Raw genomic sequence first — 25,009 nt, 5'->3', positions numbered from 1 at the left:
CCATACGCAGGTTTTTTTTGCCTGTAACTTCAATATGTAACAGCAATCGATAATTTTCACACCTGGTTGCACTTAGGCTCATTCGCTTGCGTTTTCCCACTGGCAAAGCCCGGGGCCAACAACCACAATCAAGATCCCAGAGGTATTGATTGGTGAGAATTCTAAGTACGGAATCGTACTCATCTCTTGCACCAGCCTGCGCAGATGCGCAGGTTTTTTTTCGCTCCGAATAAGCTATCGCCCCTCCTGCACTTCTCGTGTAATCTGCCACAATTTAGCGTAACGCCAATTATTGACAGGCAAAGGGAGTTGAAATGCTATTTGGGTTCTTCCGTACCTTATTTCGTATCCTCTTTCGCATCCGTCTGACGGGTGATACCCAGTCACTGCAAGGCGATCGCGTCCTTATCACCCCAAACCATGTTTCCTTTATCGACGGGATCCTGCTGGCCCTTTTCCTGCCTGGACGTCCGGTGTTTGCGGTGTACAGTTCTATCAGCCAGAAATGGTTCATGCGCTGGCTTGCGCCGCTGGTGGATCTCGTCCCACTCGACCCCACAAAACCGATGATGATTAAGCATCTGGTTCGCCTGATCGAGCAGGGGCGGCCGGTGGTGATTTTCCCGGAAGGCCGTATCTCCGTAACGGGTTCGCTGATGAAAATCTACGACGGGGCCGGTTTTGTTGCGGCCAAGTCGAAAGCGACAGTCGTTCCGTTGCGTATTGAAGGCGCAGAACTGACCTATTTCAGTCGTCTGAAAGGGCTGGTGAAGCAACGGCTGTTTCCGCAGATTACGCTGCATATTCTGCCGCCGACAACGCTGCCCATGCCTGACGCCCCACGCGCTCGCGACCGCCGAAAAATGGCGGGGGAAATGCTTCATCAAATTATGATGGAAGCCCGCATGGCGGTGCGTCCGCGTGAAACGCTGTATGAAGCGTTACTTTCGGCTCAGGACCGCTATGGTGCGCGAAAAAACTGTGTCGAAGACATTAATTTCAACCCGGATACTTATCGCAAACTTCTGACCAAAACGCTGTTTGTCGGACGTATTCTTGAGAAATACAGTCAAAAGGGCGAGAAAATCGGCCTAATGTTGCCCAACGCCGGCATCAGCGCAGCGGTGATTTTTGGTGCCGTCGCCCGCGGTCGAATTCCGGCAATGATGAACTACACGGCGGGCGTTAAAGGGCTGACCAGCGCCATTACGGCGGCAGAGATCAAAACGGTCTTCACTTCACGCCAGTTCCTCGATAAGGGCAAACTCTGGCATTTGCCGGAACAGCTCAAGCAGGTGCGCTGGGTCTTCCTCGAAGATCTCAAAGCCGACGTCACAACAGCGGACAAAGTGTGGATTTTCGCGCATCTGCTTATGCCGCATTTGGCGCAGGTTAAACAGCAGCCGGAAGATGCGGCGATGATTCTTTTTACCTCAGGATCTGAAGGCCATCCAAAGGGCGTGGTCCACAGCCATAAAAGCATTCTGGCGAACGTTGAGCAGATCAAAACGATCGCTGACTTTACCGCCAAAGATCGATTTATGTCGGCGCTGCCGCTTTTCCACTCTTTCGGCCTGACGGTCGGGCTTTTTACACCGTTATTCACCGGGGCGGAAGTGTTCCTTTATCCCAGCCCGCTGCACTATCGGGTTGTGCCGGAACTGGTTTATGACCGTAATTGTACGGTGCTTTTCGGCACGTCGACGTTCCTGGGGCACTACGCGCGCTTTGCAAATCCGTATGATTTCTTCCGTGTGCGCTACGTGGTGGCCGGGGCCGAAAAATTGCAGGACAGCACGCGCGAAATTTGGCAGGACAAGTTTGGTCTGCGCATTCTAGAAGGCTATGGCGTAACGGAATGTGCCCCCGTCGTGTCAATCAACGTGCCGATGGCTGCCAGACCGGGCACGGTGGGGCGTATCTTACCTGGAATGGACGCGCGTTTGCTGGCGGTGCCGGGTATTGACGAGGGCGGTCGCCTGCAGCTCAAAGGGCCAAACGTGATGAACGGTTATCTGCGCGTTGAAAATCCAGGCGTGCTTGAAGCGCCGACGGCGGAAAATGCCGCTGGCGAAGTGGAAACCGGCTGGTATGACACGGGCGATATTGTGCGCTTTGACGAACAGGGATTTGTGCAAATTCAGGGCCGTGCGAAGCGCTTTGCTAAGATCGCCGGAGAAATGGTGTCGCTGGAGATGGTTGAACAGCTCGCGAATGCTTTATCTCCCGAAAAAATGCACGCAACGGCGATTAAAAGTGACGCCAGTAAAGGCGAGGCCCTGGTGCTCTTTACGACGGATAGCGAGCTTAAACGTGAACAACTGCTCCATTATGCTCGTGAACATGGCGTGCCAGAACTGGCCGTGCCGCGCGACATTCGTTATCTGAAGCAGTTACCCGTATTGGGCAGCGGTAAACCCGATTTTGTCGCGCTAAAAGGCATGGTTGAAGAGGCAGAGAAGCACGATGCGTGAGTCAGCACACACTAACACTTCGCTCTGGTCGAAGGGCATGATGGCGGTGACATCTGCCCAGTTTCTCTCGGCCTTTGGCGATAATGCCTTGCTCTTTGCCACCCTGGCGCTTCTGAAAGCAGAATTCTATCCTGACTGGAGTCAGCCTATTCTGCAGATGGTGTTTGTGGGCGCTTACATCCTTTTTGCCCCGTTCGTCGGGCAGGTGGCGGACAGCTTCCCAAAAGGGCGGGTGATGATGTTCGCCAACAGCCTAAAATTGTTGGGTGCCGCAAGTATCTGTTTCGGCTTCAACCCCTTTATTGGCTACACGCTGGTGGGTATTGGGGCAGCGGCTTATTCTCCTGCCAAATACGGCATTCTGGGTGAGCTGACAACGGGCGATAAGCTGGTCAAAGCCAATGGTCTGATGGAGTCATCCACGATTGCCGCGATTCTCCTTGGTTCTGTTGCCGGTGGGGTGCTGGCGGACTGGCACGTTCTGGCGGCGTTGGGCGTTTGCGCCATGGTGTATGCCGGTGCCGTAGTGGCAAACCTGTTTATCCCGACGCTGCCCGTGGCGCGTCCGGGGCAATCCTGGCGATTCACCCCGATGACGTCCAGTTTCTTTAATGCCTGCCGGGTGTTGTGGCGCGATGGCGAAACGCGTTTCTCCCTGATGGGAACAAGCATGTTTTGGGGCGCTGGCGTGACGCTACGCTTCCTGCTGGTGTTATGGGTTCCGACAGCGTTAGGCATCACCGACAACGCGACGCCAACCTATCTGAACGCCATGGTCGCTGTTGGGATTGTGGTGGGTGCGGGTGCAGCGGCGAAACTGGTGACGCTGGAAACGGTCAGGCGCTGTATGCCCGCCGGGATTTTAATTGGCGTGGGCGTGCTGTTCTTTTCCCTGCAACATGCGCTCTTACCAGCTTACGCATTGCTGATCCTGATTGGTATTTTGGGCGGTTTCTTTATCGTGCCGCTCAATGCGTTATTGCAGGAGCGCGGCAAGCATACTGTTGGCGCAGGCAACGCGATTGCCGTGCAGAATTTGGGTGAGAACACCGCGATGCTGCTGATGCTGGGGCTTTACTCGCTGGCTGTCAAAGCGGGGTTACCGGTGGTGAGTATTGGTGTGGGATTTGGTGCACTCTTTGCGCTGGCGATTACCGGGCTGTGGATCTGGCAGCGTCGTCGCTAGCGTGGCGGCCTGATAGTGTTATCTCACCCAGAGAGGGGTAAAATTCAAAACGGCAACAAAGTTGCCGTTTTGCTTTTATTACGGTGCAGGGTAGGTGTAAACCTGATGCACGGCTTCAATCTCCGCTAAAACGTCGTCGCTCAGCTCAAGATGGACGCTTTCAATGTTAGTTTTCAACTGATCCATAGTCGTTGCGCCCAATAACGTACTCGCGACAAACGGTTGGCGGCGAACAAAGGCTAACGCCATTTGTGCCGGATCCAGCCCGTGATGCTTCGCAATATCAACGTAAGCCGCCACCGCCTTCTGCGTTTGCTCGCCGCTATAACGCGTAAATCGGCTGAACAACGTATTGCGTGCGCCCGCCGGTTTAGCACCATTCAGATATTTACCGGTTAACGTCCCAAAGCCCAGGCAGGAATAAGCTAGCAGTTCGACACCTTCATACTGCGTCACTTCCGCCAGACCGACTTCATAGCTGCGATTCACCAGACTGTAGGGATTCTGAATCGTTACGATGCGCGGCAGATCGTGTTTATCCGCCAGATGCAGATAACGCATTACGCCAAAGGCCGTTTCGTTCGAGACGCCGATGTAGCGAATCTTACCGGCACGCTGGCATTCAGTCAGTGCTTCCAGCGTTTCGAGCAGCGTCACGACAGGTGCGCTGTCGCTCCAGCTGTAGCCCAGTTTACCAAAGCAGTTGGTTGGACGCTGCGGCCAGTGCACCTGATATAAATCGAGGTAGTCTGTTTGCAGGCGCTTTAAGCTCTCATCCAGCGCGGCACGAATATTCTTGCGATCCAGAACCTGATTCTGGCGAATACCCGCATCATTGTTACGCGAGGGACCGCTCACTTTTGAAGCAATAACCAGTTTTTCGCGATTACCGCTCTTCGCCAGCCAGTTGCCAACGTAAGTTTCGGTTAATCCTTGGGTTTCCGGGCGCGGTGGCACGGGGTACATTTCTGCAACGTCAATCAGGTTAATACCCTGGCTGACGGCAAAATCGAGTTGCGCATGGGCATCGGCTTCGCTGTTTTGTTCACCGAATGTCATCGTGCCCAACCCCAGTTGGCTGATCTCCAAAGTACTGTGGGGGATACGGTGATAATGCATAGCCGGCTTCCTTAGTGTGACATGTAGGCTGCGTCGGGATCAGGAACGGACTCCGGACGGAGGAATATAAACATGGCAGAGGGGAGGCAAAAGGGGAAGGAAAAAATCAAAAAGGCCAGCAAGCGGCTGACCTTTATCTGTTTATCGTTCGATAATTTGCGACACATCGTCACGATTAATTTGCATTTTATTACCCTGCTGGTCGTTATAACTCACCAGTCCGGTATCGTCGTCGACTTCGGGTTTGCCGTCTGTCAGTATCATTCGGCCATCTTTCGTGGCCATGACGTAATCGCTGCTACAACCTGAAACAGCAAACGCTAAACCGACCGCCGAGATTATCACCGCCCATTTTTTCATCGTTATCATCCTCATCTGGCTCGTATCAAATCATAGTGTAGTAATAACCTGAATATGCGCTATGGGGAAGCAGTGAAATCTTAAAAAGAAGGTGATTGAGTTTGATTCACTTCAAACTTCACATAAAAACTATGTTTTCAACAGGAAGTGGCGAGCCAGCAGGGCACCCGTGAAGTTCTTTTTTAAATAAAAGCCGCGTGGCAGCGTGAGTATTGGCTCACCACGGGCACCGATGGCTTCGGTGAGCGCTTTGCTGTTAGCCGCTTTCGGACGTAATTGCATAACTTCGCCATGACGCGCCGTTATACGCTCAACGTGCCCAAGAACGATCATATCCATTAACTCTTCCCAATCCTGACAAAGTTGTCGATCTTCCTCTTCATCAGGGCTCCACAGCAGCGGTGCGCCCACCCTGCGCTCAGCCAGCGGGATTGCTCTGTCACCTTCGATCGGTATCCACAGTACCCGCTTCAGTTTATGACGGACATGGCTTGTTTCCCAGGTGACGCCAGTATTTCCGGTTAAGGGAGCGACGCAGACGAACGTCGTTTCGAGCGGTTTACCCTGGCTATCGACAGGAATGGTTTTCAGCTCGACACCCAGCGCGGCGAAATCTTGTTCAGGCTTGCTGCCTGCGCTAGCTCCCAGCCACAGTTCTAGCAATACGCCGATCCAACCCTTATCGCGTTTCAGATCCTGGGGTATAGGCAGCCCTGCCAGTGCGGCTAATTCTCCGAGGGTATGGCCGGCTACGCGCTGCGCCTGGTGCAATAACTGCTCTTCTGTTGCAGGGTGAGAGCGGAGTGGAACGAGCGGAAGCATTTATATCTGCCTTTGTTTAAAAAATGAACAACAAAAAGAGACCTTGTGGATAGAGTTTAACGATTTCTGAACAGATATGGCAGGATTATGATTTATATGTCTTTTTTATTTAAAAAAAGAGCGAAACTTAATTCGAAATCAGGGTTGTTCAAAACTGGTCACTGGCAATGAACAGGATCTTACACCCAGTTATCCACAGAAAAGTGGGATAACTGGGTATAACCCTCACTACTGTTTCGATTTACAGCCTAGACGTGCGACGAAAATCGAATTTTCACACAAAATGTGACTAACTTATTGGCACAATCTGTGGATAAAACCGACGCTGTTCGATCTTTCATCAGCCTTACGATCTTCACTGTGATAACGGTCACGCTTTGGTAGGTGATGCTCATTATTTTGTTTTTAAGTTATTAATAATTATGGTTTTTATTTTCTGGTAAGACATTCTTATTTTCGTGCTGGAAAATGTTGTCCATCGGTAATTCCATACTTCTTCACAAGTATATCCACAGAAAAAGTGAATAAAATCGGCCTCAATCCTGCCTGTCTGTTTATAACTTGGGTGAAAATTGTGAGTTATTCAAATGTTATTAGGTTGCAGCCCTGTAAGAGAGTGGTTTACCGCCTCACAGTAGTATGAAACAATCATTCATATATAAGGTTTAGTTTGAGGTAGTCCGGTGATTGATGACGATGGCTACCGCCCGAACGTAGGTATCGTAATTTGTAATCGTCAGGGCCAGGTTATGTGGGCAAGGCGATATGGTCAGCACTCCTGGCAATTCCCGCAAGGCGGGATAAATCCTGGAGAGTCCCCAGAACAAGCGATGTATCGGGAGCTGTTCGAAGAAGTCGGCTTAAGCCGAAAAGATGTTCGCATCCTGGCTTCGACCCGCAACTGGTTGCGTTACAAGTTACCGAAACGTTTGGTGCGTTGGGACACAAAGCCGGTTTGTATCGGCCAGAAACAGAAATGGTTTCTCCTGCAATTGGTAAGCAACGACTCTGAAATCAATATGCAAACCAGCAGTACGCCAGAATTTGATGGCTGGCGCTGGGTGAGCTACTGGTATCCTGTCCGTCAGGTCGTCTCGTTTAAACGCGATGTTTACCGTAGGGTAATGAAAGAGTTTGCAAGTGTTGTGATAGCGTTTCAGGAGGCTCCTCCTAAACCACAAAGCGCACCTGCCTGGCGACGTAAAAGAGGTTAAGCAACGCAAATCATGCTCACCCGCTTGCGAGAAATAGTCGAAAAGGTTGCCAGTGCGCCGCGTCTCAATGAGGCGCTGGATATCCTGGTGACTGACATCTGTCTTGCGATGGAAACCGAAGTTTGTTCGGTGTATCTGGCCGACCATGATCGACGCTGTTATTACCTGATGGCGACCCGCGGCCTTAAAAAACCGCGTGGTCGCACCGTTGCACTTGCGTTTGATGAAGGTATCGTCGGCCTCGTCGGTCGGCTGGCGGAGCCTATCAACCTTGCGGATGCGCAAAAACACCCCAGTTTCAAATATATTCCTTCCGTTAAAGAAGAACGCTTTCGAGCCTTTCTTGGGGTGCCGATCATTCAGCGCCGCCAGCTGCTCGGTATTTTGGTTGTCCAGCAGCGCGAGTTGCGCCAGTTCGACGAAAGCGAAGAGTCATTTCTCGTCACGTTAGCCACCCAAATGGCGGCGATCCTCTCTCAATCACAGTTGGCAGCACTGTTTGGCCAATATCGCCAAACGCGAATCCGCGCGCTGCCTGCTTCACCTGGCGTTGCCATTGCCGAAGGCTGGATGGATGCCACGTTACCGCTGATGGAACAGGTGTATGAAGCCTCAACGCTTGATGCTGTACTTGAGCGAGAGCGTCTGACGGGGGCGCTGGAGGAGGCTTCAAACGAATTCCGACGTTACAGCAAGCGTTTTGCGGCAGGTGCGCAAAAAGAGACGGCGGCCATTTTTGACCTCTATTCACACCTGCTTTCCGATGCGCGTTTGCGACGTGAACTTTTTGCTGAGGTCGACAAAGGTTCCGTGGCTGAATGGGCAGTGAAGAAAGTTATCGAAAAATTTGCCGAACAGTTTGCGGCATTGACCGATGATTATCTTAAAGAACGGGCAGGCGATCTCCGCAGTCTCGGGCAGCGTCTGTTATTCCATCTCGATGACACTAATCAGGGTGAAAACGCCTGGCCGAAACGTTTTGTGCTGGTGGCGGATGAGCTTTCTGCGACGACGCTTGCTGAATTACCGCAGGACAGACTGGCGGGCATCGTGGTGCGCGATGGTGCAGCAAACTCCCATGCCGCGATTATGGTGCGGGCGTTGGGGATCCCCACGGTTATGGGGGCGGATATTCAGCCTGCCGTGCTGCAACGGCGCACGCTTGTCGTTGATGGTTATCGCGGCGAATTATTGGTCGATCCTGAGCCCGTTTTGCTGCAGGAATACCAGCGGCTGATTAGCGAAGAAAATGAGTTAAGTAAGCTTGCGGAAGATCACGTCAATCTGCCTGCGCAACTGAAAAGCGGCGAGCGGGTCAAAGTGATGCTCAATGCAGGCCTGAGTCCCGCGCATGAAGAAAAGCTCGGGAGTCGCATTGATGGTATTGGCCTGTACCGCACGGAAATCCCCTTCATGTTGCAAAGCGGATTTCCGTCCGAAGAAGAGCAGGTGGCGCAATATCAGGGCATGCTGCAGATGTTTAACGACAAGCCGGTAACGCTGCGAACGCTGGATGTTGGCGCCGATAAACAACTGCCCTATATGCCCATCAGCGAAGAAAATCCTTGCCTCGGGTGGCGCGGGATCCGTATCACGCTCGATCAGCCAGAAATCTTCCTGGTTCAGGTTCGCGCAATGCTGCGTGCGAATGCAGCCACGGGCAATCTCAGTATTCTTTTGCCGATGGTTACCAGCCTGGATGAAATTGACGAAGCGCGTCGTTTAATCGAACGTGCAGGCCGCGAAGTGGAGGAGATGATCGGCTATGCGATCCCGAAACCGCGTATCGGAGTGATGCTTGAAGTGCCTTCAATGGTCTTTATGATGCCGCAGCTGGCAAATCGCGTCGATTTTATCTCTGTCGGTACCAACGATCTCACCCAGTATATGCTCGCGGTGGATCGCAACAATACGCGTGTTGCCAGCATTTACGATAGCCTGCATCCGGCGATGCTCCGTGCGCTGGCGATGATCGCGCGAGAAGCTGAACAGTACGATATCGATCTGCGGTTATGTGGCGAAATGGCGGGGGATTCGATGTGTGTCGCCATATTGATTGGCCTTGGATTCCGCCATTTATCGATGAATGGCCGCTCGGTGGCTCGCGTTAAATACCTGTTGCGCCATATTGATTTTGACGAAGCTCAGGATCTTGCAAAGCGAAGCCTTGAGGCGCAGTTCGCAACAGAAGTGCGTCACCAGGTTGCCGCTTTTATGGAGCGTCGTGGCATGGGTGGCTTGATCCGCGGTGGTCGGTAACGACCAACATCGTTACCCCCGTTCGGCGATCGCTTCGGGGTAAACAAATAAATTCTCACGATACTCTATACACATCTTTTACATCTCAACCGCATCCTCCCTGCCAGCCTTATGCTATGATTCGCCACTTTGGAGCGTCGGTTAACGCCGTTCGCGATTCTCTGCCGCTGTGCCTTTTCAGCGGAATAACAAGAACTTGTGGTGACAGATGAACAGTGGTTATCTGCATTTTCCGGAATTTGATCCGGTCATATTCTCTATCGGGCCCGTTGCGCTGCACTGGTATGGTCTGATGTATCTGGTTGGTTTCATCTTTGCCATGTGGCTTGCCGGTCGTCGTGCCGGTCGTCCTGGCAGTGGATGGACAAAAAGTGAAGTTGAAAATCTGCTGTATGCAGGTTTCCTGGGTGTGTTCCTGGGCGGGCGTATCGGCTACGTGTTGTTCTACAACTTCCCGACATTCCTGAGCGATCCTCTGTACCTGTTCCGCGTCTGGGACGGCGGCATGTCCTTCCACGGTGGCCTGATTGGTGTCATCCTGGTAATGGTAATTTTTGCCAAACGGACCAAGCGCAACTTCTTCCAGGTCGCGGACTTCATGGCACCGCTCATTCCATTTGGTTTGGGCGCGGGTCGTCTGGGCAACTTTATCAATGGTGAGCTGTGGGGACGCGTTGATCCGAGCGTGCCGTATACCATGCTCTTCCCGGCCTCTCGCGCTGAAGACATCGCGCTTTTACCTTCGCACCCGGAATGGCAATCCATTTTCGATACCTACGGTGTGCTGCCGCGTCATATGTCTCAGCTCTATGAGCTGGCGCTTGAAGGCGTCGTGCTGTTTATCATTCTGAATCTCTTTATCCGCAAGCCGCGCCCGATGGGGTCTGTCTCCGGCCTGTTCCTGATTGGTTATGGCGCGTTCCGTATTATCGTGGAATTCTTCCGCCAGCCAGACGCCCAGTTCACCGGCGAATGGGTTCAGTACATCAGCATGGGGCAGATTCTATCCATCCCGATGATTGTCGCGGGTATCATCATGATGATTTGGGCGTACCGTCGTCCACAGCAACAGCTCTCCTGAGGAACCATGAAACAGTATCTTGAATTGATGAAAAAAGTGCTCGATGAGGGCACGCCGAAAAACGACCGCACCGGAACAGGTACGCTCTCTATTTTTGGCCACCAGATGCGCTTCAATCTGCAAGAAGGCTTCCCTCTGGTGACAACGAAGCGCTGCCATTTGCGTTCGATCATTCATGAGCTGCTCTGGTTCCTGCAAGGCGATACTAACGTTGCTTATCTGCGTGAAAACAACGTGTCTATCTGGGACGAATGGGCGGATGAAAACGGCAACCTGGGGCCGGTTTATGGTCACCAGTGGCGTGCATGGCCTACGCCTGATGGCCGCCATATTGATCAGATCACCACCGTGCTCAATCAGCTAAAAAACGATCCAGACTCGCGACGCATTATTGTGTCCGCCTGGAACGTCGGTGAACTGGACAAAATGGCCTTAGCGCCTTGTCACGCTTTCTTCCAGTTCTACGTTGCCGATGGCAAGCTGTCTTGTCAGCTTTACCAACGCTCCTGCGATGTATTCCTTGGCCTGCCATTCAACATTGCCAGCTACGCGTTGCTGGTACATATGATGGCGCAGCAATGTGACCTTGAAGTGGGTGATTTTGTCTGGACAGGAGGCGATACCCATCTCTACAGCAATCACATGGAACAGACGCACCTTCAGTTGACTCGTGAACCACGGGCTTTGCCTAAGCTGATTATCAAGCGTAAGCCGGCGTCTATCTTCGACTATCGCTTCGAAGATTTTGAAATTGAAGGCTACGATCCGCACCCTGGCATTAAAGCGCCAGTGGCCATCTAACAAGCGACATCTTCACACAACCGGCGCTAATCAGTGCCGGTTTTTTTTGCCTGACTTTTGATTTTACGAGTCGCTTTCAACCCTTTTTGCAACGCAATGCAACGAAAAAAATAGCGTGGAAAACGCCTCGTAACTTTCAATTTCCTCCCTCGTTTTTTCTTGTCGTTCTCATCACACTGCCGCCATGAAAACAGAACGTGGATTTACGCTCATCGAAACGATGGTGGCTATCTCAATTGTGGTCATTCTTAGCGCGACGGGATTATTTGGCTGGCAAAGCTGGCAGCAACAGCAGCGCCTCTGGCAAACCGCACATCAGGTGCGGGACTTTCTGGTGCAATTACGCGATGACGCAAACGGGCATAACCGTGACCACATTATTTTGCTCAAAAATGACGGTCAAAGCGGGTGTCTTTTAACGACGAAAATAACGGATTGTGATACGCGAAGCGTTTTTGTTCTCAAGCCGCTATGGCCTGACGTCACGATCGCTGAGGTGACCCCCTCGCTGGCATTTTATGGGTTAAGGGATACCGCCTGGCCCGGGCATATTCGCGTTAAAAGCGATGTGGGCGAGTGGTTACTCATCGTCTCAAACGGGGGGCGAATTAGGATGTGTAACAGTACGGGCAAAGGAATATGTCAATAAATCAACGAGGTTTTTCGTTATTAGAAGTGCTGTTAGCCATGGCGATTGGCAGCATTTTATTACTGAGCACTGCGCGTTTTCTGCCGGGTTTGCAGCGTGTCAGCCTGATGCAAGAAAGGCAGCAGGAACTGGAAGAAGAGGTAGGGTTAAGAATCTCTGCAATTGGTAAACAGCTGCAGAGAGCTGGATATTGTGCTGGCCTTTGTCAGGGGCAAGCGCTGTCGATTGGCAGGGCAGGAAGCTGCGTCATTGTTCAGTGGGATGCTAACAGCAATGGACGTTGGGAAAACGCGCCGCAATCAGAAACTGAGCAAACGGGTTTTCGTCTCGAAGGGGGAGCGCTTGAAATACAGCGCGGAGCCACTTCCTGCGACGGAAAAGGGTGGGAAAAACTAACTGATCCCGCCAGCATTCTGATCAAACGATTTTTAGTGAGCAAAACGCAGTCATCTGGATTTTCACCTGAATTAACGATTGAGCTTGCGGCTTCTCGCATCGGTCTGCAAACCGAACCTTATCAAGCGACTTATCGCGTAACTGGGTTCAATCTGTGAACCTCCAGCGTGGAATGTCTTCGCTCGCCCTGGTACTGCTTCTGCTCATTATTGGGAGCTTAATACTGACTGGGCTCAACCAACAACTGGACTCGTTTACACGTATTGTCAGCAGTGAGCGCCAGTTGATACAGCATCAGGCTAACGCACAGTCAGCGCTGGAGTGGGGAAAGAGTCAGCTATGGCCAGTGAGTCCAAATCTCCAGTGCAAGAATGCCCGGCAAGGGCGAGCTTGCGTGCGCTGGCTGGGTAATGACCGCGTTTTACTGATCGCTGGCAGTGGTGAAGTGATGTTATGGCGTAGTGGGGAAATACAGAATGGGCGAGTTGTCTTTTCTCCCCATGGCTGGAGCGATTTTTGTCCACTCAAGGAGGACGCGCTATGTCGGCTACCCTAGAAAGACAAAAGGGATTCAGCATGGTGGAAGTGTTAGTGGCGATGGTGTTACTGGTGATGATTGTCACTGCGCTGTCTGGCTATCATCGAGCATTAGCGAGCCGTTTTGCGATGTTCAATCAATATCGTCAGCTCTGGCATTATGCCTGGAATCAGGCGCAATTATACTCTGATACGTTGCCGGAGGGTTGGCGTACGAACCGGGTGCAGACAACGCAGGCCGGATGTGTCAGCATCACGGTCACTATTTTTTCTCCTCTGGGGCGGCAGGGTCAAATGACACGCCTGCATTGTCCGGTAAGCCAGTAGTCGGGAGCGTGTATGTTAAGGGTCTACCATTCTAATCGTCTGGATGTGCTGGAAGCGTTGATGGAGTTTATCGTCGAGCGCGAGCATCCTCTCGATCCTTTCGAGCCTGAAATGGTGCTGGTACAAAGCACCGGTATGGCTCAATGGTTACAAATGTCCTTTGCGCAAAAATTCGGTATCGCGGCAAATATCGAATTCCCGCTTCCCGCGAGTTTTATTTGGGACATGTTTGTCCGTGTTCTGCCAGATATCCCTAAACAAAGTGCATTCAGTAAACAAAGCATGAGCTGGAAGCTGATGTCGATTCTGCCCGATATGCTTCCACGCGATGAATTCGTCATGCTCCGGCACTATCTCAGTGACGATAATGATAAACGTAAGTTGTTCCAGCTCGCCTCGCGTACAGCCGATCTGTATGACCAATATCTGGTCTATCGTTCGCAATGGTTGAACTGTTGGGAAGCTGGAGAACTTATTGATGGTTTACCCGATGCTCAAATCTGGCAGGCCCCGCTCTGGAAAGCGCTGATAGAACATACTGAAAAGCTGGGGCAGCCCCAGTGGCATCGTGCCAATCTCTACGATCGTTTTATTGCAACGCTCGAAGCGGCTTCGAAGCCACCGGAAGGGTTACCCTCGCGCGTGTTTATCTGCGGAATCTCGGCGTTACCGCCCGTTTATCTGAATGCACTTAAAGCGTTGGGCAAGCATGTCGATATCCACATTTTGTTTACTAACCCTTGTCGACATTACTGGGGCGATATTCAGGATTCCCGTTGGCTCGCTCGGCTCGTTACCCGCCAGAGACGTCGGATATTCGAAGAACGCTCTATCCCGCTTTTTAAAGACAGTGCCACTGCTGCTCATCTTTTCAGTGAAGAGGGGATTCAGGATTTACCGAATCCGCTGCTCGCATCATGGGGCAAACTGGGACGAGACTATATTCATATGCTTTCCGACATTACCTCTTCTGGCGAAGGTGACGTCGACGCGTTTGTGGACATTAGCTCAGATAGCCTTTTACACAATATCCAGTCGGATATTCTTGATCTGGAGAATCGCGCAATAGCGGGAATCACGGCTGAAGAATTTGCGCGCAGCGACAAGAAACGCAAACTGGATCCTGACGATCGCAGCCTGACCATTCACATGTGTCATAGCCCGCAGCGCGAAGTGGAAATACTTCACGATAAACTCCTGGCGTTGCTGCAGGACGATCCTGAACTTACTCCGCGCGATATCGTGGTAATGGTTGCTGATATAGACAGTTACAGCCCCTTTATCCAGGCGGTATTTGGCAGCGCGACAGGCGAGCGTTATCTCCCTTATGCTGTTTCTGACCGAAGGGCGCGTCAGTCTCATCCTGCTTTACAGGCGTTTATTAGCTTGCTCTCTTTGCCGGATAGCCGTTTTATTTCAGAAGATGTGCTGGCGTTGTTGGACGTTCCCGTTCTTGCCGCCCGTTTTGATATTGATGAAGAAGGGCTGCGCTATTTGCGTCAATGGGTTAACGAATCGGGTGTTCGCTGGGGGATTGACGATGACAACGTCCAGGAGTTTTCCCTTCCGCCGACAGGTCAACACACATGGGCGTTTGGCCTGACGCGCATGCTGCTGGGCTATGCCATGGAAAGCAGCCAGGGAGAGTGGAATGACGTCTTACCTTATGACGAATCGACAGGACTGATTGCGGAACTGGTTGGACACCTGGCGTCACTGTTGATGCAGCTTAGTCGCTGGAAGCATGAACTGATGCAGCCCCGTCCGCTGGAGGAGTGGCAGACAATATGTCGTGAAATGTTGACTGATTTCTTCCTGCCAGACAGCGATACCGAAGCGGCGATGGCGCTGATCGAGCAACAGTGGCAGGCGATAATAGATGAAGGGATTTCATCACATTACGATCAGTCTATCCCACTGTCGCTTTTGCGTGATGAGCTCACACAACGCCTAGATCAGGAGCGTATTAGTCAGCGTTTTCTGGCCGGGCCTGTCAACATTTGTACCTTGATGCCGATGCGTTCGATTCCGTTTAAGGTCGTCTGCTTGCTGGGGATGAATGACGGCATATATCCACGCGCGCTCGCGCCGTTGGGCTTTGATCTGATGAGCCAGCAGCCGCAGCGTGGCGATCGTAGCCGACGCGATGATGACCGTTATCTTTTCCTTGAGGCGTTAATCTCTGCCCAGAAAATGCTCTATATCAGCTATATTGGGCATTCAATTCAGGATAACAGCGAACGTTTCCCGTCGGTTCTGGTGCAGGAACTCGTTGATTACATTGGGCAGAGCCACTATCTGCCTGGCGATGAAGCGCTGAATTGCGACAAGAGTGAGCAGAAGGTAAAAGCGCACATCACGCATTGCCACAGCCGCATGCCGTTTGATCCGACAAATTACGTGGAAAACGAACAGCAAAGCTATGCGCGCGAGTGGCTTCCCGCCGCGAAGAATTCAGGCATAGCACATACTGATTTTATTCAGGAACTTGAGCCACGCCCCATTGAAACGCTGACCTTTGAGCAATTGCAGCGCTTTTGGGCACACCCGGTACGCGCGTTTTTCCAGCAGCGTTTGCAGGTGAACTTCCGCTCTGAGGACAGCGAAATTCCTGATGCAGAACCGTTTACGCTCGACGGATTAAGCCGCTATCAACTTAACCAGCAATTACTGAATGCTCTGGTCGAACAAGAAAATGCGCAAATGCTCTTCCGGCGTTATCGCGCTGCGGGACAGCTTCCTTTTGGCGCATTTGGCGAAATAGCCTGGGACGCACAGTGTCAGGAAATGCAGACCTTAGCCGATCGCGTTATTGAGAGCCGTCAGCCGGGAAAAAGTCTTGAAATCGACCTGAACTGTAATGGTATCCAACTGACTGGCTGGCTACAGCATGTGCAGTCTGACGGGCTATTACGCTGGCGTCCCGCGATGCTCAGTGTTTCGCAGGGCTTGCAACTCTGGCTCGAACATCTTGTCTACAGTGCGGGCGGGAATGAAGGTGAAAGCCGGTTGTTTGTGCGTAAAGACGGCGAATGGCATTTCCCGCCAATGTCCTCAGAACAGGCGTTAGCGTATCTGACGCTGTATGTTGAGGGTTATCGACTGGGCATGAACAAACCTTTGCTGCTGCTCCCAGAAAGTGGGGGCGCATGGATAAAAACCTGTTACGACGCGCAGAATGATGCCATGTTAATGGATGAGGCGACTTTGCAGAAAGCGCGAAGCAAGTTTATACAGGCGTATGAAGGGAACATGATGGTGAGGGGCGAAGGGGACGATGTTTGGTATCAGCGGTTATGGCGAACGCTGGAACCCGAGTACTTCGACACGATTACGGTTGAAGCTCAACGCTACCTGTTACCGATGTTCAAATTTAATAAGTCATGACGGCTGTATAAAAATTGCACAGGACTGGGCGTTCAATTATCATGCCCGGGTTGTCACGGACTGATGTAAACAGAAAGAGATGCTGGCGTGTCCAGCACGCAGTTGATTAATGATGTAGCCGTGATGAAGAGGTAGTGAATGCCAGGCAGCACCTTATTTAAAGCGTTTGTATTGTTTGTCGCCCTTTGGGCACCCGTCACTCAGGCAGACTCCGGTTGGCAACCCGTAAAGGAAACAATCCGTAAAAGCGATAAAGACGCCCGACAGTATCAGGCGATTACGCTTGATAACGGGATGACTGTGCTGCTGGTTTCTGACCCGCAGGCGGTGAAGTCACTTTCTGCTCTGGTGGTGCCCGTGGGATCGCTTGAAGATCCTGACTCGCATTTGGGCCTTGCGCACTACCTTGAACATATGACGCTGATGGGGTCTAAAAAATACCCGCAGGCGGACAGCCTCTCTGAATTCCTCAAAATGCACGGTGGCAGCCACAATGCCAGCACTGCGCCGTACCGTACCGCCTATTATCTTGAAGTCGAAAACGATGCGCTGGAGCCTGCGGTAGACCGCCTGGCAGATGCCATCGCATCACCGTTACTGGATAAAAAGTACGCCGAGCGTGAGCGTAATGCGGTCAATGCTGAACTGACGATGGCGCGCACCCGAGACGGTATGCGCATGGCGCAAGTCAGCGCAGAAACCATCAACCCCGCACACCCTGGCTCGCGTTTTTCCGGCGGTAATCTCGATACGCTGAGCGATAAAGCGGGGAGCCCGGTGCTTGATGCACTGCACGCGTTCCGCGATACGTATTATTCCGCTAACTTGATGAAAGCCGTGGTATACAGCAACAAACCGTTGCCTGAGCTGGCACGTATTGCTGCGCAAACCTATGGTCGTGTTCCGAACAAAAATATTGAACGTCCTGAGATCACGGTTCCTGTTGTTACCGATGAGCAAAAAGGGATCGTTATCCATTACGTCCCCGCGCTGCCGCGTAAGGTGCTGCGTGTCGAATTCCGTATTGATAACAATACTGCGCAATTCCGTAGCAAAACGGATGAACTGGTCACCTATCTTATCGGTAACCGCAGTCCTGGTACGCTCTCCGACTGGTTGCAAAACCAAGGCCTCGTGGAAGGTATTCGCGCCGACTCTGACCCGGTAGTGAACGGTAACAGCGGTGTTCTCGCCATTTCTGCGACATTAACTGACAAAGGTCTGGCGCACCGCGACGAAGTCGTTGCTGCCATTTTTAGCTATCTGTCGCTGCTACGCGAAAAGGGCGTGGATAAACGCTACTTTGACGAACTGGCGCACGTGCTGGATCTCGACTTCCGTTATCCCTCCATCACGCGTGATATGGACTACGTTGAATGGCTTGCAGATACCATGCTCCGCGTTCCGGTAGAACATACTTTGGATGCCGTTAATATTGCCGATCGCTATGATGCTGAGGCAATAAAAGCGCGTCTGGCGATGATGACCCCGCAAAACGCCCGTATCTGGTATATCAGCCCGAATGAGCCACATGATAAAAAAGCGTATTTTGTTGATGCGCCTTATCAGGTCAATAAAATCAGTCAGCAAACATTCGCTGACTGGCAGAAAAAGTCGAATGACATTGGTCTCAAGCTGCCTGAACTGAATCCGTACATTCCGGATGATTTCACGCTGATCACACCATCGAAAAAATATCCGCATCCGGAGCTGATTGTTGACGAGCCGACGCTGCGCGTGGTGTACACCCCAAGTCGTTATTTTGCCAGCGAACCCAAAGCAGACGTGAGCGTCATACTGCGCAACCCTCAGGCCATGGATAGTGCGAAAAATCAGGTGATGTTCGCCCTGAATGACTATCTCGCGGGAATTGCGTTGGATCAGCTCAGCAATCAGGCCGCAGTCGGGGGTATCAGTTTCTCGACGAATGCCAACAATGGTTTGATGGTGAACGCCAATGGCTACACTCAGCGTCTGCCGCAGCTTTTCCAGGCGCTGTTGGACGGTTATTTCAGCTACACGCCGACCGAAGAGCAACTGGAGCAGGCCAAATCATGGTATGCGCAAATGATGGATTCGGCAGAGAAAGGCAAGGCGTTCGAACAAGCAATAATGCCTGTGCAGATGCTGTCCCAGATCCCGTATTTCCAGCGCGAAACGCGTCGTGCATTACTCCCTTCTATCACGCTTAAAGAAGTGATGGATTATCGTAACGCGTTGAAGACGCATTCACGCCCTGAGTTTCTGATCGTCGGAAATATGAGTGAAGAACAATCGAAAACGCTCGCGCAAAATGTTCGCAAACAATTAGGTGCTAACGGTAACGAGTGGTGCCGTAATCAGGATGTGTTGGTTGAGAAACAGCAAAATGTGATCTTTGAAAAAGCAGGCAGCAGCACAGACTCTGCGCTGGCCGCTGTTTTCGTCCCAACGGGTTACGACGAGTTTGCAGGTTCTGCTTACAGCGCGGTGCTGGGGCAAATTATTCAGCCTTGGTTTTACAGTCAGTTGCGTACCGAAGAGCAGCTTGGCTACGCGGTATTTGCTTTCTCCATGAGCGTGGGCCGTCAGTGGGGCCTGGGTTTCTTGCTGCAAAGCAACGATAAACAGCCGGCGTATCTGTGGCAGCGTTACCAGGCTTTCTTCCCGCAGGCGGAAGAGAAACTGCGCAAGATGAAGCCCGAAGAGTTCGCTCAAATACAGCAGGCGGTTATCGCCCAGATGCAGCAAGCCCCGCAAACGTTAGGCGAAGAAGCGTCACAACTGAGCAAAGATTTTGACAGAGGGAATCTGACGTTTGATTCGCGTGATAAAATCGTGGCCGAGATAAAATTGCTGACGCCTGAAAAGGTGGCTGATTTCTTCCACCAGGCGGTGGTGAAGCCACAAGGTATGGCCTGCTTATCCCAGATATCTGGCAGCCAGAATGGTAAGGCGGATTATGTTAATCCGCAGGGCTGGAAAGTTTGGGAAAGCGTCAGCGCATTACAGAAATCTATGCCCTGGAGCAAAAAAGAATGACCGATACCGCTGAGTCCCTTGATCCCTTACGTTTGCCGCTACAAGGTGAACTATTGATTGAAGCCTCAGCGGGAACGGGAAAAACGTACACCATTGCTGCTCTCTATCTGCGCTTGCTTTTAGGCTTGGGCGGCAATGCGGCTTTTTCACGCCCCCTTAGCGTGGAAGATCTGCTGGTCGTGACGTTTACCGAGGCCGCGACTGCCGAGCTGCGCGGGCGTATACGCGCTAATATCCATGAACTGCGTATCGCCTGTCTGCGCCAGAGTACCGATAATCCTCTCTATCTGCGCCTGCTTGAAGAGATCGTCGACAAGCAGCAGGCGGCGCAGTGGCTGTTGCTGGCCGAGCGGCAAATGGATGAAGCCGCCGTCTTTACCATTCACGGTTTTTGTCAGCGCATGTTGAGTTTGAATGCGTTTGAATCCGGCATGCTCTTTGAGCAACAGCTCATCGAAGATGAATCGGCGCTTCGTTACCAGGCCTGCGCGGATTATTGGCGGCGTCATTGCTATCCGTTGCCGCGCGATATTGCCGAAGCGGTACATGCCTTGTGGAAGGGGCCAGAGGATCTTCTGCGCTCTATCGATCGCTATCTTCAAGGTGAAGCGCCCGTCATCAAATCCCCGCCTCATGCGGACGAAACGCTTGCTGAACGGCACGAAAAAATCGTGTCGTTGATTGCCACCCTGAAGCAAAAATGGTGCGATTCGGTGGGGGAAATCGACAGCATTATTGAAAACTCGGGCATCGATCGGCGTAAGTTTAACCGTGGCAATCAGGCGAAATGGATCGAAAAAATCAGCGCCTGGGCGCAGGAAGAGACGCGCGGATACCAGCTACCTGACGCGCTTGAAAAATTTTCCCAGAACTTTCTGGCAGAGCGCACCAAAGCCGACGGCGTTGTGCCGGAACACCCCTTGTTTGTTGCCATCGAAACCCTGCTATCGCAGCCGCTTACGCTGAATGATCTGATGATCACGCGCGCCATGGCCGAGATCCGTGAAGCGGTCGCACGTGAGAAAAATCGTCGTGGAGAACTGGGATTCGACGACATGCTGAGCCGACTGGATACGGCACTGAGCAGCGAAAATGGTGAGGCGCTGGCTGCTGCGATCCGCACCCGGTTCCCGGTGGCGATGATCGACGAATTCCAGGATACCGACCCACAGCAATATCGCATTTTCCGTCGGATCTGGCGCAAGCAACCTGATACCGCGCTACTCCTGATTGGCGACCCCAAACAGGCGATTTATGCTTTTCGCGGCGCGGATATTTTCACCTACATGAAGGCGCGTAGCGAGGTCGAGGCGCATTACACCCTCGACACTAACTGGCGTTCAGCGCCCGGTATGGTCGCCAGCGTAAATACCCTTTTTGAGCGGATGGATGCGGCCTTTATGTTCAAGGAAATTCCATTCTCTCCCGTTAAGTCCGCACCGCAAAATAGCGCTCTTCGCTTCGAATATCAGGGAAAAAACCAGCCGGCCATGACCTTCTGGCTGATGAATGGCGAAGGCTGTGGCGTCAGCGACTATCAGAACGCGATGGCTCAGCAATGCGCGGCGCAGATCCGCGATTGGCTAAGCGCCGGCGTGCGTGGCGAAGCGTTACTGTGGAAAGGTGAAACTGCAAAGCCGGTTAGCGCTTCAGACATTACCGTGCTGGTTCGCAGTCGACAGGAGGCGTCGCTGATTCGTGACGCGCTCACATTACTTGATATTCCCTCGGTGTATTTATCCAACCGCGACAGCGTTTTTGAAACCCTTGAGGCGCAGGAGATGCTGTGGCTGCTGCAGGCTGTGTTAACGCCCGAGCGCGAGAGTACGCTGCGTAGCGCGCTGGCAAGCTCCATGTTGGGCCTCAACGCACGAGACATTGATGCGCTGAATAATGATGAAGCGGCATGGGACACGGTTGTCGAAGAATTTGTCCATTACCGCGAGCGCTGGTTAAAGCGCGGCGTGATGGCCATGCTGCGTGAACTGATGTCTCAGCGCCACGTCGCTGAAAATATGCTGGCGACTTCCGGTGGTGAGCGGCGTCTGACTGACATTTTGCACCTCAGCGAACTGTTGCAGGAAGCCGGATCGCAACTCGAAAGCGAACACGCGCTGGTGCGCTGGTTATCGCAACACATTGCCGATCCAAACAGTAATGCGGCCAGCCAGCAGATGCGGCTCGAAAGCGATAAGCATCTGGTGAAAATTGTCACTATTCACAAGTCGAAAGGGCTGGAATATCCGCTGGTTTGCCTGCCGTTTATCGCGAATTATCGCGCACAGGATCAGGCGTTTTATCACGATCGTGACTCGTTTGAAGCGATTCTCGATCTCAGCCGAGCGGACGCCAGTATTGAACTCGCGGAGGCTGAACGTCTGGCAGAAGATCTGCGCCTGCTCTACGTGGCGTTAACGCGATCTGTCTGGCATTGCAGCCTTGGCGTTGCGCCACTTTTCCGTCGTCGTGGCGAGAAAACCGGTGAAAGCGATTTTCATCAAAGCGCACTCGGACGCCTGATACAGCAAGGTGAGCCAAAAGATGCCGCAGGGCTTAAGCAGTGCCTTGAGGCGCTGTGCGATGAGAATATCGCGCTTCAGATCCCGGGGCCGATTGATTCGACACGCTGGCAGATACCGGAGATCTCCGCGCCTGATTTAAGCGCGCGGCAAATTACGCGTGGGCTTGTGGATGACTGGCGCGTGACGAGCTATTCCGGGCTGCAGCAGCATGGACAGAATTTTGCGCAAGAATTAATGCCTAAACTCGATGTGGATGCGTCGGGAGTCGGCGAAGTGATTGAGCAACCGGCGCTTACGCCGCATCAATTCCCGCGTGGCGCATCGCCGGGAACATTCTTGCACAGCCTGTTTGAAGAGCTGGATTTTACGCAACCTGTTTCGCCGGAATGGGTGGCTGAGATGCTACAAAAAGGCGGTTACGATGCGCACTGGCAACCTGTTCTGACAAATTGGGTCACCTCGATTTTGCAGGCGCCGCTTACGGAATCGGGTATATCTCTGAGCCAGCTCACCGCCAAAGAAAAACAGGTAGAGATGGAATTTTATATTCCTATCGCCGGTCCGTTGACGGCGGGGGCGCTGGATGGCCTTGTCCGCGAATATGATCCGTTGTCGAAAGCGTGTCCGGCGTTGAATTTCCGCCAGGTGAGCGGCATGCTAAAAGGCTTTATCGACCTTGTTTTCCGCCATGATGGTCGCTATTACCTGCTGGATTACAAATCCAACTGGCTGGGCGATAGCAGCGAGGCGTATACCCAACAGGCGATGGCCGCAGCGATGCAGTCGCACCGTTATGATTTGCAATATCAGCTTTATACGTTGGCGCTCCATCGATATCTGCGTCATCGCATCACGGATTACGCCTACGAGCAGCATTTTGGTGGTGTGATTTATCTATTTTTACGAGGGATTGACGCGAACGATCCGCACTCCGGGATTTTTACAACGCGCCCTGACGCTGCGCTGGTGGATAAAATGGACATGCTGTTCGCGGCAAGGACGGAAGAGGTGGCAGAATGACGATGCAAGCGTTACTGCTCGAGGCGGTCGAACAACGTGTTTTGCGCCCACTCGATGCACAGTTTGCCATGATGGTGGCGGGCAATGACCAGCCAGCCGTCATGCTGGCCGCCGCTATTCTGAGTAGGGATGCGGGTGAAGGGCATGTTTGTTTACCGCTCTCGCGTCTGGTGATCGATGACAAAACCCCGGCCCCCTTACAAGCGTGCTTTGCACTGGTGGGCGAAACGGTGAACTGGCAGGACGTCTTGTTGCAATCCCATGCCGTCAGCACCGGCGATCGGCCGACGCCGCTCATCCTGTGCGCTGAGCGGCTCTATCTCAATCGCATGTGGCGAAATGAGCTGGCGATTGCCCGCTTCTTCAACGAGTCAAATCAACCGTTGCCTTACGATCCTGCCCAGTTACATCAAACGCTGAACGCGTTATTTGATGAGAGTGAGTCGGTGAACTGGCAAAAAGTGGCGGCGGCGGTTGCGCTAACCCGGCGTATTTCCGTGATTTCAGGCGGGCCAGGAACGGGTAAAACCACCACGGTGGCAAAATTGCTGGCCGCTCTGATTCAAATGGCGGGTGAACAAAAATGCCGAATTCGTCTGGCCGCACCAACCGGAAAAGCCGCTGCGCGACTGACAGAATCGCTGGGCGGCGCGTTGCAAAAACTCCCGCTCAACGATGCGCAACGCACCTTGTTCCCGAATGAAGCCAGCACGTTGCACCGTCTACTGGGCGCCCAGCCGGGCAGCCAGCGCCTGCGTTATCACGCGGGCAACCCGCTGCATCTGGATGTGCTGGTGGTGGACGAAGCCTCCATGATCGATCTGACGATGATGTCGCGTCTGATCGACGCCTTGCCGCCCCATGCCAGAGTGATTTTCCTCGGCGATCGCGATCAGCTCGCCTCGGTTGAAGCGGGCGCTGTGCTGGGTGATATCTGTCATTACGCCAGCGCGGGTTATACGTTACCGCGCGCGCAGGAATTATCGGAACTCACAGGATGTTCGATTGAGGGCTCGTCCGATCCGGTGGCGGGCGCGTTACGTGACAGCTTGTGTTTACTGCAAAAAAGCTATCGATTCGGCAGTGATTCCGGTATCGGCCAGCTTGCCGCGGCGGTCAATCGCGGCGATCGACATGCTATTCGCGCGGTGTTTAAGGGGGCTTTTGCTGACATAGAAAAAAAGCCGCTGCAAACGGGTGAAGAGTATCTGGCGATGCTTGAAGATGCGGTTCAGGGTTATCAGCGTTTTCTGCACGGTGTTCACCAGCAGGAATCGCCGGAAGCGGTTATCGCGGCTTTCGGTGAATATCAGCTCCTGTGTGCCCTTCGTGAGGGGCCGTTCGGTGTGACGGGGCTTAACGAACGCCTGGAGCAGACGTTATCTCAGAAGCGTAAAATCATCCGCCAGCCGCATTCGCGCTGGTATGAAGGGCGACCTGTGATGATTTCACGCAACGATAGCGCTCTCGGGCTGTTTAATGGTGATATCGGTATTGCTCTCGATCGCGGGGAGGGGGTTCGCGTGTGGTTCCAGATGCCGGATGGCAGCGTGAAATCGGTCCAGCCAAGCCGTTTGCCGGAACACGAAACGGCATGGGCGATGACGGTGCATAAATCGCAAGGTTCTGAGTTTGATCACGCGGTGTTGATTCTGCCTGTGCAAATGTCGCCGGTCATTACGCGTGAACTGGTCTACACCGCTATCACCCGCGCCCGTAAGCAGTTATCGCTCTACGCCGATGAACGCGTGCTGACGCAGGCGGTCACGACGCGCATTGAGCGTCGCAGTGGGTTAAGCGCCATCTTTGAGTCAGTCTGAAATTCGCCCTCTCC

The 25,009-nt window shown here is 52.8% G+C and carries 17 protein-coding genes and 1 pseudogene; 14 read left to right on the top strand and 4 right to left on the bottom strand.

Going from position 1 to position 25,009, the window contains the following annotated elements:
- Positions 1-314: 314 nt before the first annotated feature.
- Together aas and lplT are read left to right on the top strand one after the other, a co-directional pair.
- The gene (aas, locus tag I6L74_RS03995; protein WP_059177634.1) at positions 315-2,474 is read left to right on the top strand and encodes a bifunctional acyl-ACP--phospholipid O-acyltransferase/long-chain-fatty-acid--ACP ligase; all 2,160 of its coding nucleotides are present in this window, start codon (positions 315-317) and stop codon (positions 2,472-2,474) included.
- Positions 2,467-3,660 (top strand): lysophospholipid transporter LplT, encoded by a 1,194-nt coding sequence (lplT, locus tag I6L74_RS03990; RefSeq protein WP_059177635.1) that lies wholly within the window; start codon positions 2,467-2,469, stop codon positions 3,658-3,660. Before aas ends, lplT begins: the two co-directional genes overlap by 8 nt.
- Before the next feature lie 78 nt (positions 3,661-3,738).
- Here lplT and I6L74_RS03985 read toward each other — a convergent pair whose 3' ends face one another.
- From I6L74_RS03985 to I6L74_RS21360, 4 genes and pseudogenes are all read right to left on the bottom strand, one after another.
- Complete coding sequence (locus tag I6L74_RS03985; RefSeq protein ID WP_059177636.1) at positions 3,739-4,779, bottom strand: NADP(H)-dependent aldo-keto reductase; 1,041 nt, start codon at positions 4,777-4,779, stop codon at positions 3,739-3,741.
- Positions 4,780-4,920: 141 nt separating this feature from the next.
- Positions 4,921-5,139 (bottom strand): lipoprotein YgdR, encoded by a 219-nt coding sequence (gene ygdR / locus I6L74_RS03980; RefSeq protein WP_015960267.1) that lies wholly within the window; start codon positions 5,137-5,139, stop codon positions 4,921-4,923.
- Between the two features lie 129 nt (positions 5,140-5,268).
- The gene (mutH, locus tag I6L74_RS03975) at positions 5,269-5,961 is read right to left on the bottom strand and encodes a DNA mismatch repair endonuclease MutH (RefSeq protein WP_059177637.1); all 693 of its coding nucleotides are present in this window, start codon (positions 5,959-5,961) and stop codon (positions 5,269-5,271) included.
- A 151-nt stretch (positions 5,962-6,112) separates the two neighbouring features.
- Positions 6,113-6,190, bottom strand: a pseudogene (locus I6L74_RS21360) (hypothetical protein); the annotation flags it as partial.
- Between the two features lie 454 nt (positions 6,191-6,644).
- On the opposite strand from I6L74_RS21360, the gene rppH reads away from it, so the two are divergent.
- From rppH to recD, 12 genes are all read left to right on the top strand, one after another.
- The gene (gene rppH / locus I6L74_RS03965) at positions 6,645-7,175 is read left to right on the top strand and encodes an RNA pyrophosphohydrolase (protein WP_015960265.1); all 531 of its coding nucleotides are present in this window, start codon (positions 6,645-6,647) and stop codon (positions 7,173-7,175) included.
- A gap of 12 nt (positions 7,176-7,187) precedes the next feature.
- Entirely contained in the window at positions 7,188-9,434 is a 2,247-nt protein-coding gene (ptsP, locus tag I6L74_RS03960) for a phosphoenolpyruvate--protein phosphotransferase (RefSeq protein WP_059177638.1), read from the top strand.
- Positions 9,435-9,642: 208 nt separating this feature from the next.
- The gene (lgt, locus tag I6L74_RS03955) at positions 9,643-10,515 is read left to right on the top strand and encodes a prolipoprotein diacylglyceryl transferase (protein ID WP_059177639.1); all 873 of its coding nucleotides are present in this window, start codon (positions 9,643-9,645) and stop codon (positions 10,513-10,515) included.
- Positions 10,516-10,521: 6 nt separating this feature from the next.
- On the top strand, positions 10,522-11,316 hold the full coding sequence (thyA, locus tag I6L74_RS03950; RefSeq protein ID WP_059177640.1) for a thymidylate synthase: 795 nt from the start codon (positions 10,522-10,524) through the stop codon (positions 11,314-11,316).
- 184 nt (positions 11,317-11,500) lie between these two features.
- A complete protein-coding gene (locus I6L74_RS03945; RefSeq protein WP_059177641.1) occupies positions 11,501-11,965 on the top strand; it encodes a prepilin peptidase-dependent protein in 465 nt (154 codons plus the stop codon).
- The gene (locus I6L74_RS03940; protein WP_059177642.1) at positions 11,956-12,519 is read left to right on the top strand and encodes a prepilin peptidase-dependent protein; all 564 of its coding nucleotides are present in this window, start codon (positions 11,956-11,958) and stop codon (positions 12,517-12,519) included. Before I6L74_RS03945 ends, I6L74_RS03940 begins: the two co-directional genes overlap by 10 nt.
- Complete coding sequence (locus I6L74_RS03935) at positions 12,516-12,917, top strand: DUF2509 family protein (protein WP_059177643.1); 402 nt, start codon at positions 12,516-12,518, stop codon at positions 12,915-12,917. Before I6L74_RS03940 ends, I6L74_RS03935 begins: the two co-directional genes overlap by 4 nt.
- Positions 12,902-13,225, top strand: a complete 324-nt coding sequence (locus I6L74_RS03930; protein WP_059177644.1) for a prepilin-type N-terminal cleavage/methylation domain-containing protein — start codon at positions 12,902-12,904, stop codon at positions 13,223-13,225. Before I6L74_RS03935 ends, I6L74_RS03930 begins: the two co-directional genes overlap by 16 nt.
- Before the next feature lie 12 nt (positions 13,226-13,237).
- The gene (gene recC, locus I6L74_RS03925; RefSeq protein WP_059177645.1) at positions 13,238-16,612 is read left to right on the top strand and encodes an exodeoxyribonuclease V subunit gamma; all 3,375 of its coding nucleotides are present in this window, start codon (positions 13,238-13,240) and stop codon (positions 16,610-16,612) included.
- Between the two features lie 138 nt (positions 16,613-16,750).
- Positions 16,751-19,633: a pitrilysin gene (ptrA, locus tag I6L74_RS03920; protein ID WP_059177646.1), complete on the top strand. Its 2,883-nt coding sequence runs from the start codon at positions 16,751-16,753 to the stop codon at positions 19,631-19,633.
- On the top strand, positions 19,630-23,175 hold the full coding sequence (recB, locus tag I6L74_RS03915; protein ID WP_059177647.1) for an exodeoxyribonuclease V subunit beta: 3,546 nt from the start codon (positions 19,630-19,632) through the stop codon (positions 23,173-23,175). The genes ptrA and recB overlap by 4 nt, the downstream gene beginning before the upstream one ends.
- Positions 23,172-24,995 (top strand): exodeoxyribonuclease V subunit alpha, encoded by a 1,824-nt coding sequence (gene recD / locus I6L74_RS03910; RefSeq protein ID WP_059177648.1) that lies wholly within the window; start codon positions 23,172-23,174, stop codon positions 24,993-24,995. Before recB ends, recD begins: the two co-directional genes overlap by 4 nt.
- Positions 24,996-25,009: the final 14 nt, after the last annotated feature.

The sequence above is a fragment of the Lelliottia amnigena genome, assembly GCF_019047465.1.
In the GTDB taxonomy this organism is placed as follows: Bacteria; Pseudomonadota; Gammaproteobacteria; order Enterobacterales; family Enterobacteriaceae; genus Enterobacter; species Enterobacter amnigenus.
The sequence above is the reverse complement of the archived record's forward strand: the minus strand, read 5'-3'. Positions and strand labels throughout refer to the sequence as shown.

Excerpts from the sequence above, each read along its gene's own strand:
- I6L74_RS03985 (WP_059177636.1), bottom strand. The coding sequence starts at position 4,779 with ATGCATTATCACCGTATCCCCCACAGTACTTTGGAGATCAGCCAACTG.
- recC (WP_059177645.1), top strand. The coding sequence starts at position 13,238 with ATGTTAAGGGTCTACCATTCTAATCGTCTGGATGTGCTGGAAGCGTTG.
- ptrA (WP_059177646.1), top strand. The coding sequence starts at position 16,751 with ATGCCAGGCAGCACCTTATTTAAAGCGTTTGTATTGTTTGTCGCCCTT.
- I6L74_RS03945 (WP_059177641.1), top strand. The coding sequence starts at position 11,501 with ATGAAAACAGAACGTGGATTTACGCTCATCGAAACGATGGTGGCTATC.
- thyA (WP_059177640.1), top strand. The coding sequence starts at position 10,522 with ATGAAACAGTATCTTGAATTGATGAAAAAAGTGCTCGATGAGGGCACG.
- lgt (WP_059177639.1), top strand. The coding sequence starts at position 9,643 with ATGAACAGTGGTTATCTGCATTTTCCGGAATTTGATCCGGTCATATTC.
- lplT (WP_059177635.1), top strand. The coding sequence starts at position 2,467 with ATGCGTGAGTCAGCACACACTAACACTTCGCTCTGGTCGAAGGGCATG.
- recB (WP_059177647.1), top strand. The coding sequence starts at position 19,630 with ATGACCGATACCGCTGAGTCCCTTGATCCCTTACGTTTGCCGCTACAA.
- ygdR (WP_015960267.1), bottom strand. The coding sequence starts at position 5,139 with ATGAAAAAATGGGCGGTGATAATCTCGGCGGTCGGTTTAGCGTTTGCT.
- aas (WP_059177634.1), top strand. The coding sequence starts at position 315 with ATGCTATTTGGGTTCTTCCGTACCTTATTTCGTATCCTCTTTCGCATC.
- mutH (WP_059177637.1), bottom strand. The coding sequence starts at position 5,961 with ATGCTTCCGCTCGTTCCACTCCGCTCTCACCCTGCAACAGAAGAGCAG.
- ptsP (WP_059177638.1), top strand. The coding sequence starts at position 7,188 with ATGCTCACCCGCTTGCGAGAAATAGTCGAAAAGGTTGCCAGTGCGCCG.
- recD (WP_059177648.1), top strand. The coding sequence starts at position 23,172 with ATGACGATGCAAGCGTTACTGCTCGAGGCGGTCGAACAACGTGTTTTG.
- I6L74_RS03930 (WP_059177644.1), top strand. The coding sequence starts at position 12,902 with ATGTCGGCTACCCTAGAAAGACAAAAGGGATTCAGCATGGTGGAAGTG.
- I6L74_RS03940 (WP_059177642.1), top strand. The coding sequence starts at position 11,956 with ATGTCAATAAATCAACGAGGTTTTTCGTTATTAGAAGTGCTGTTAGCC.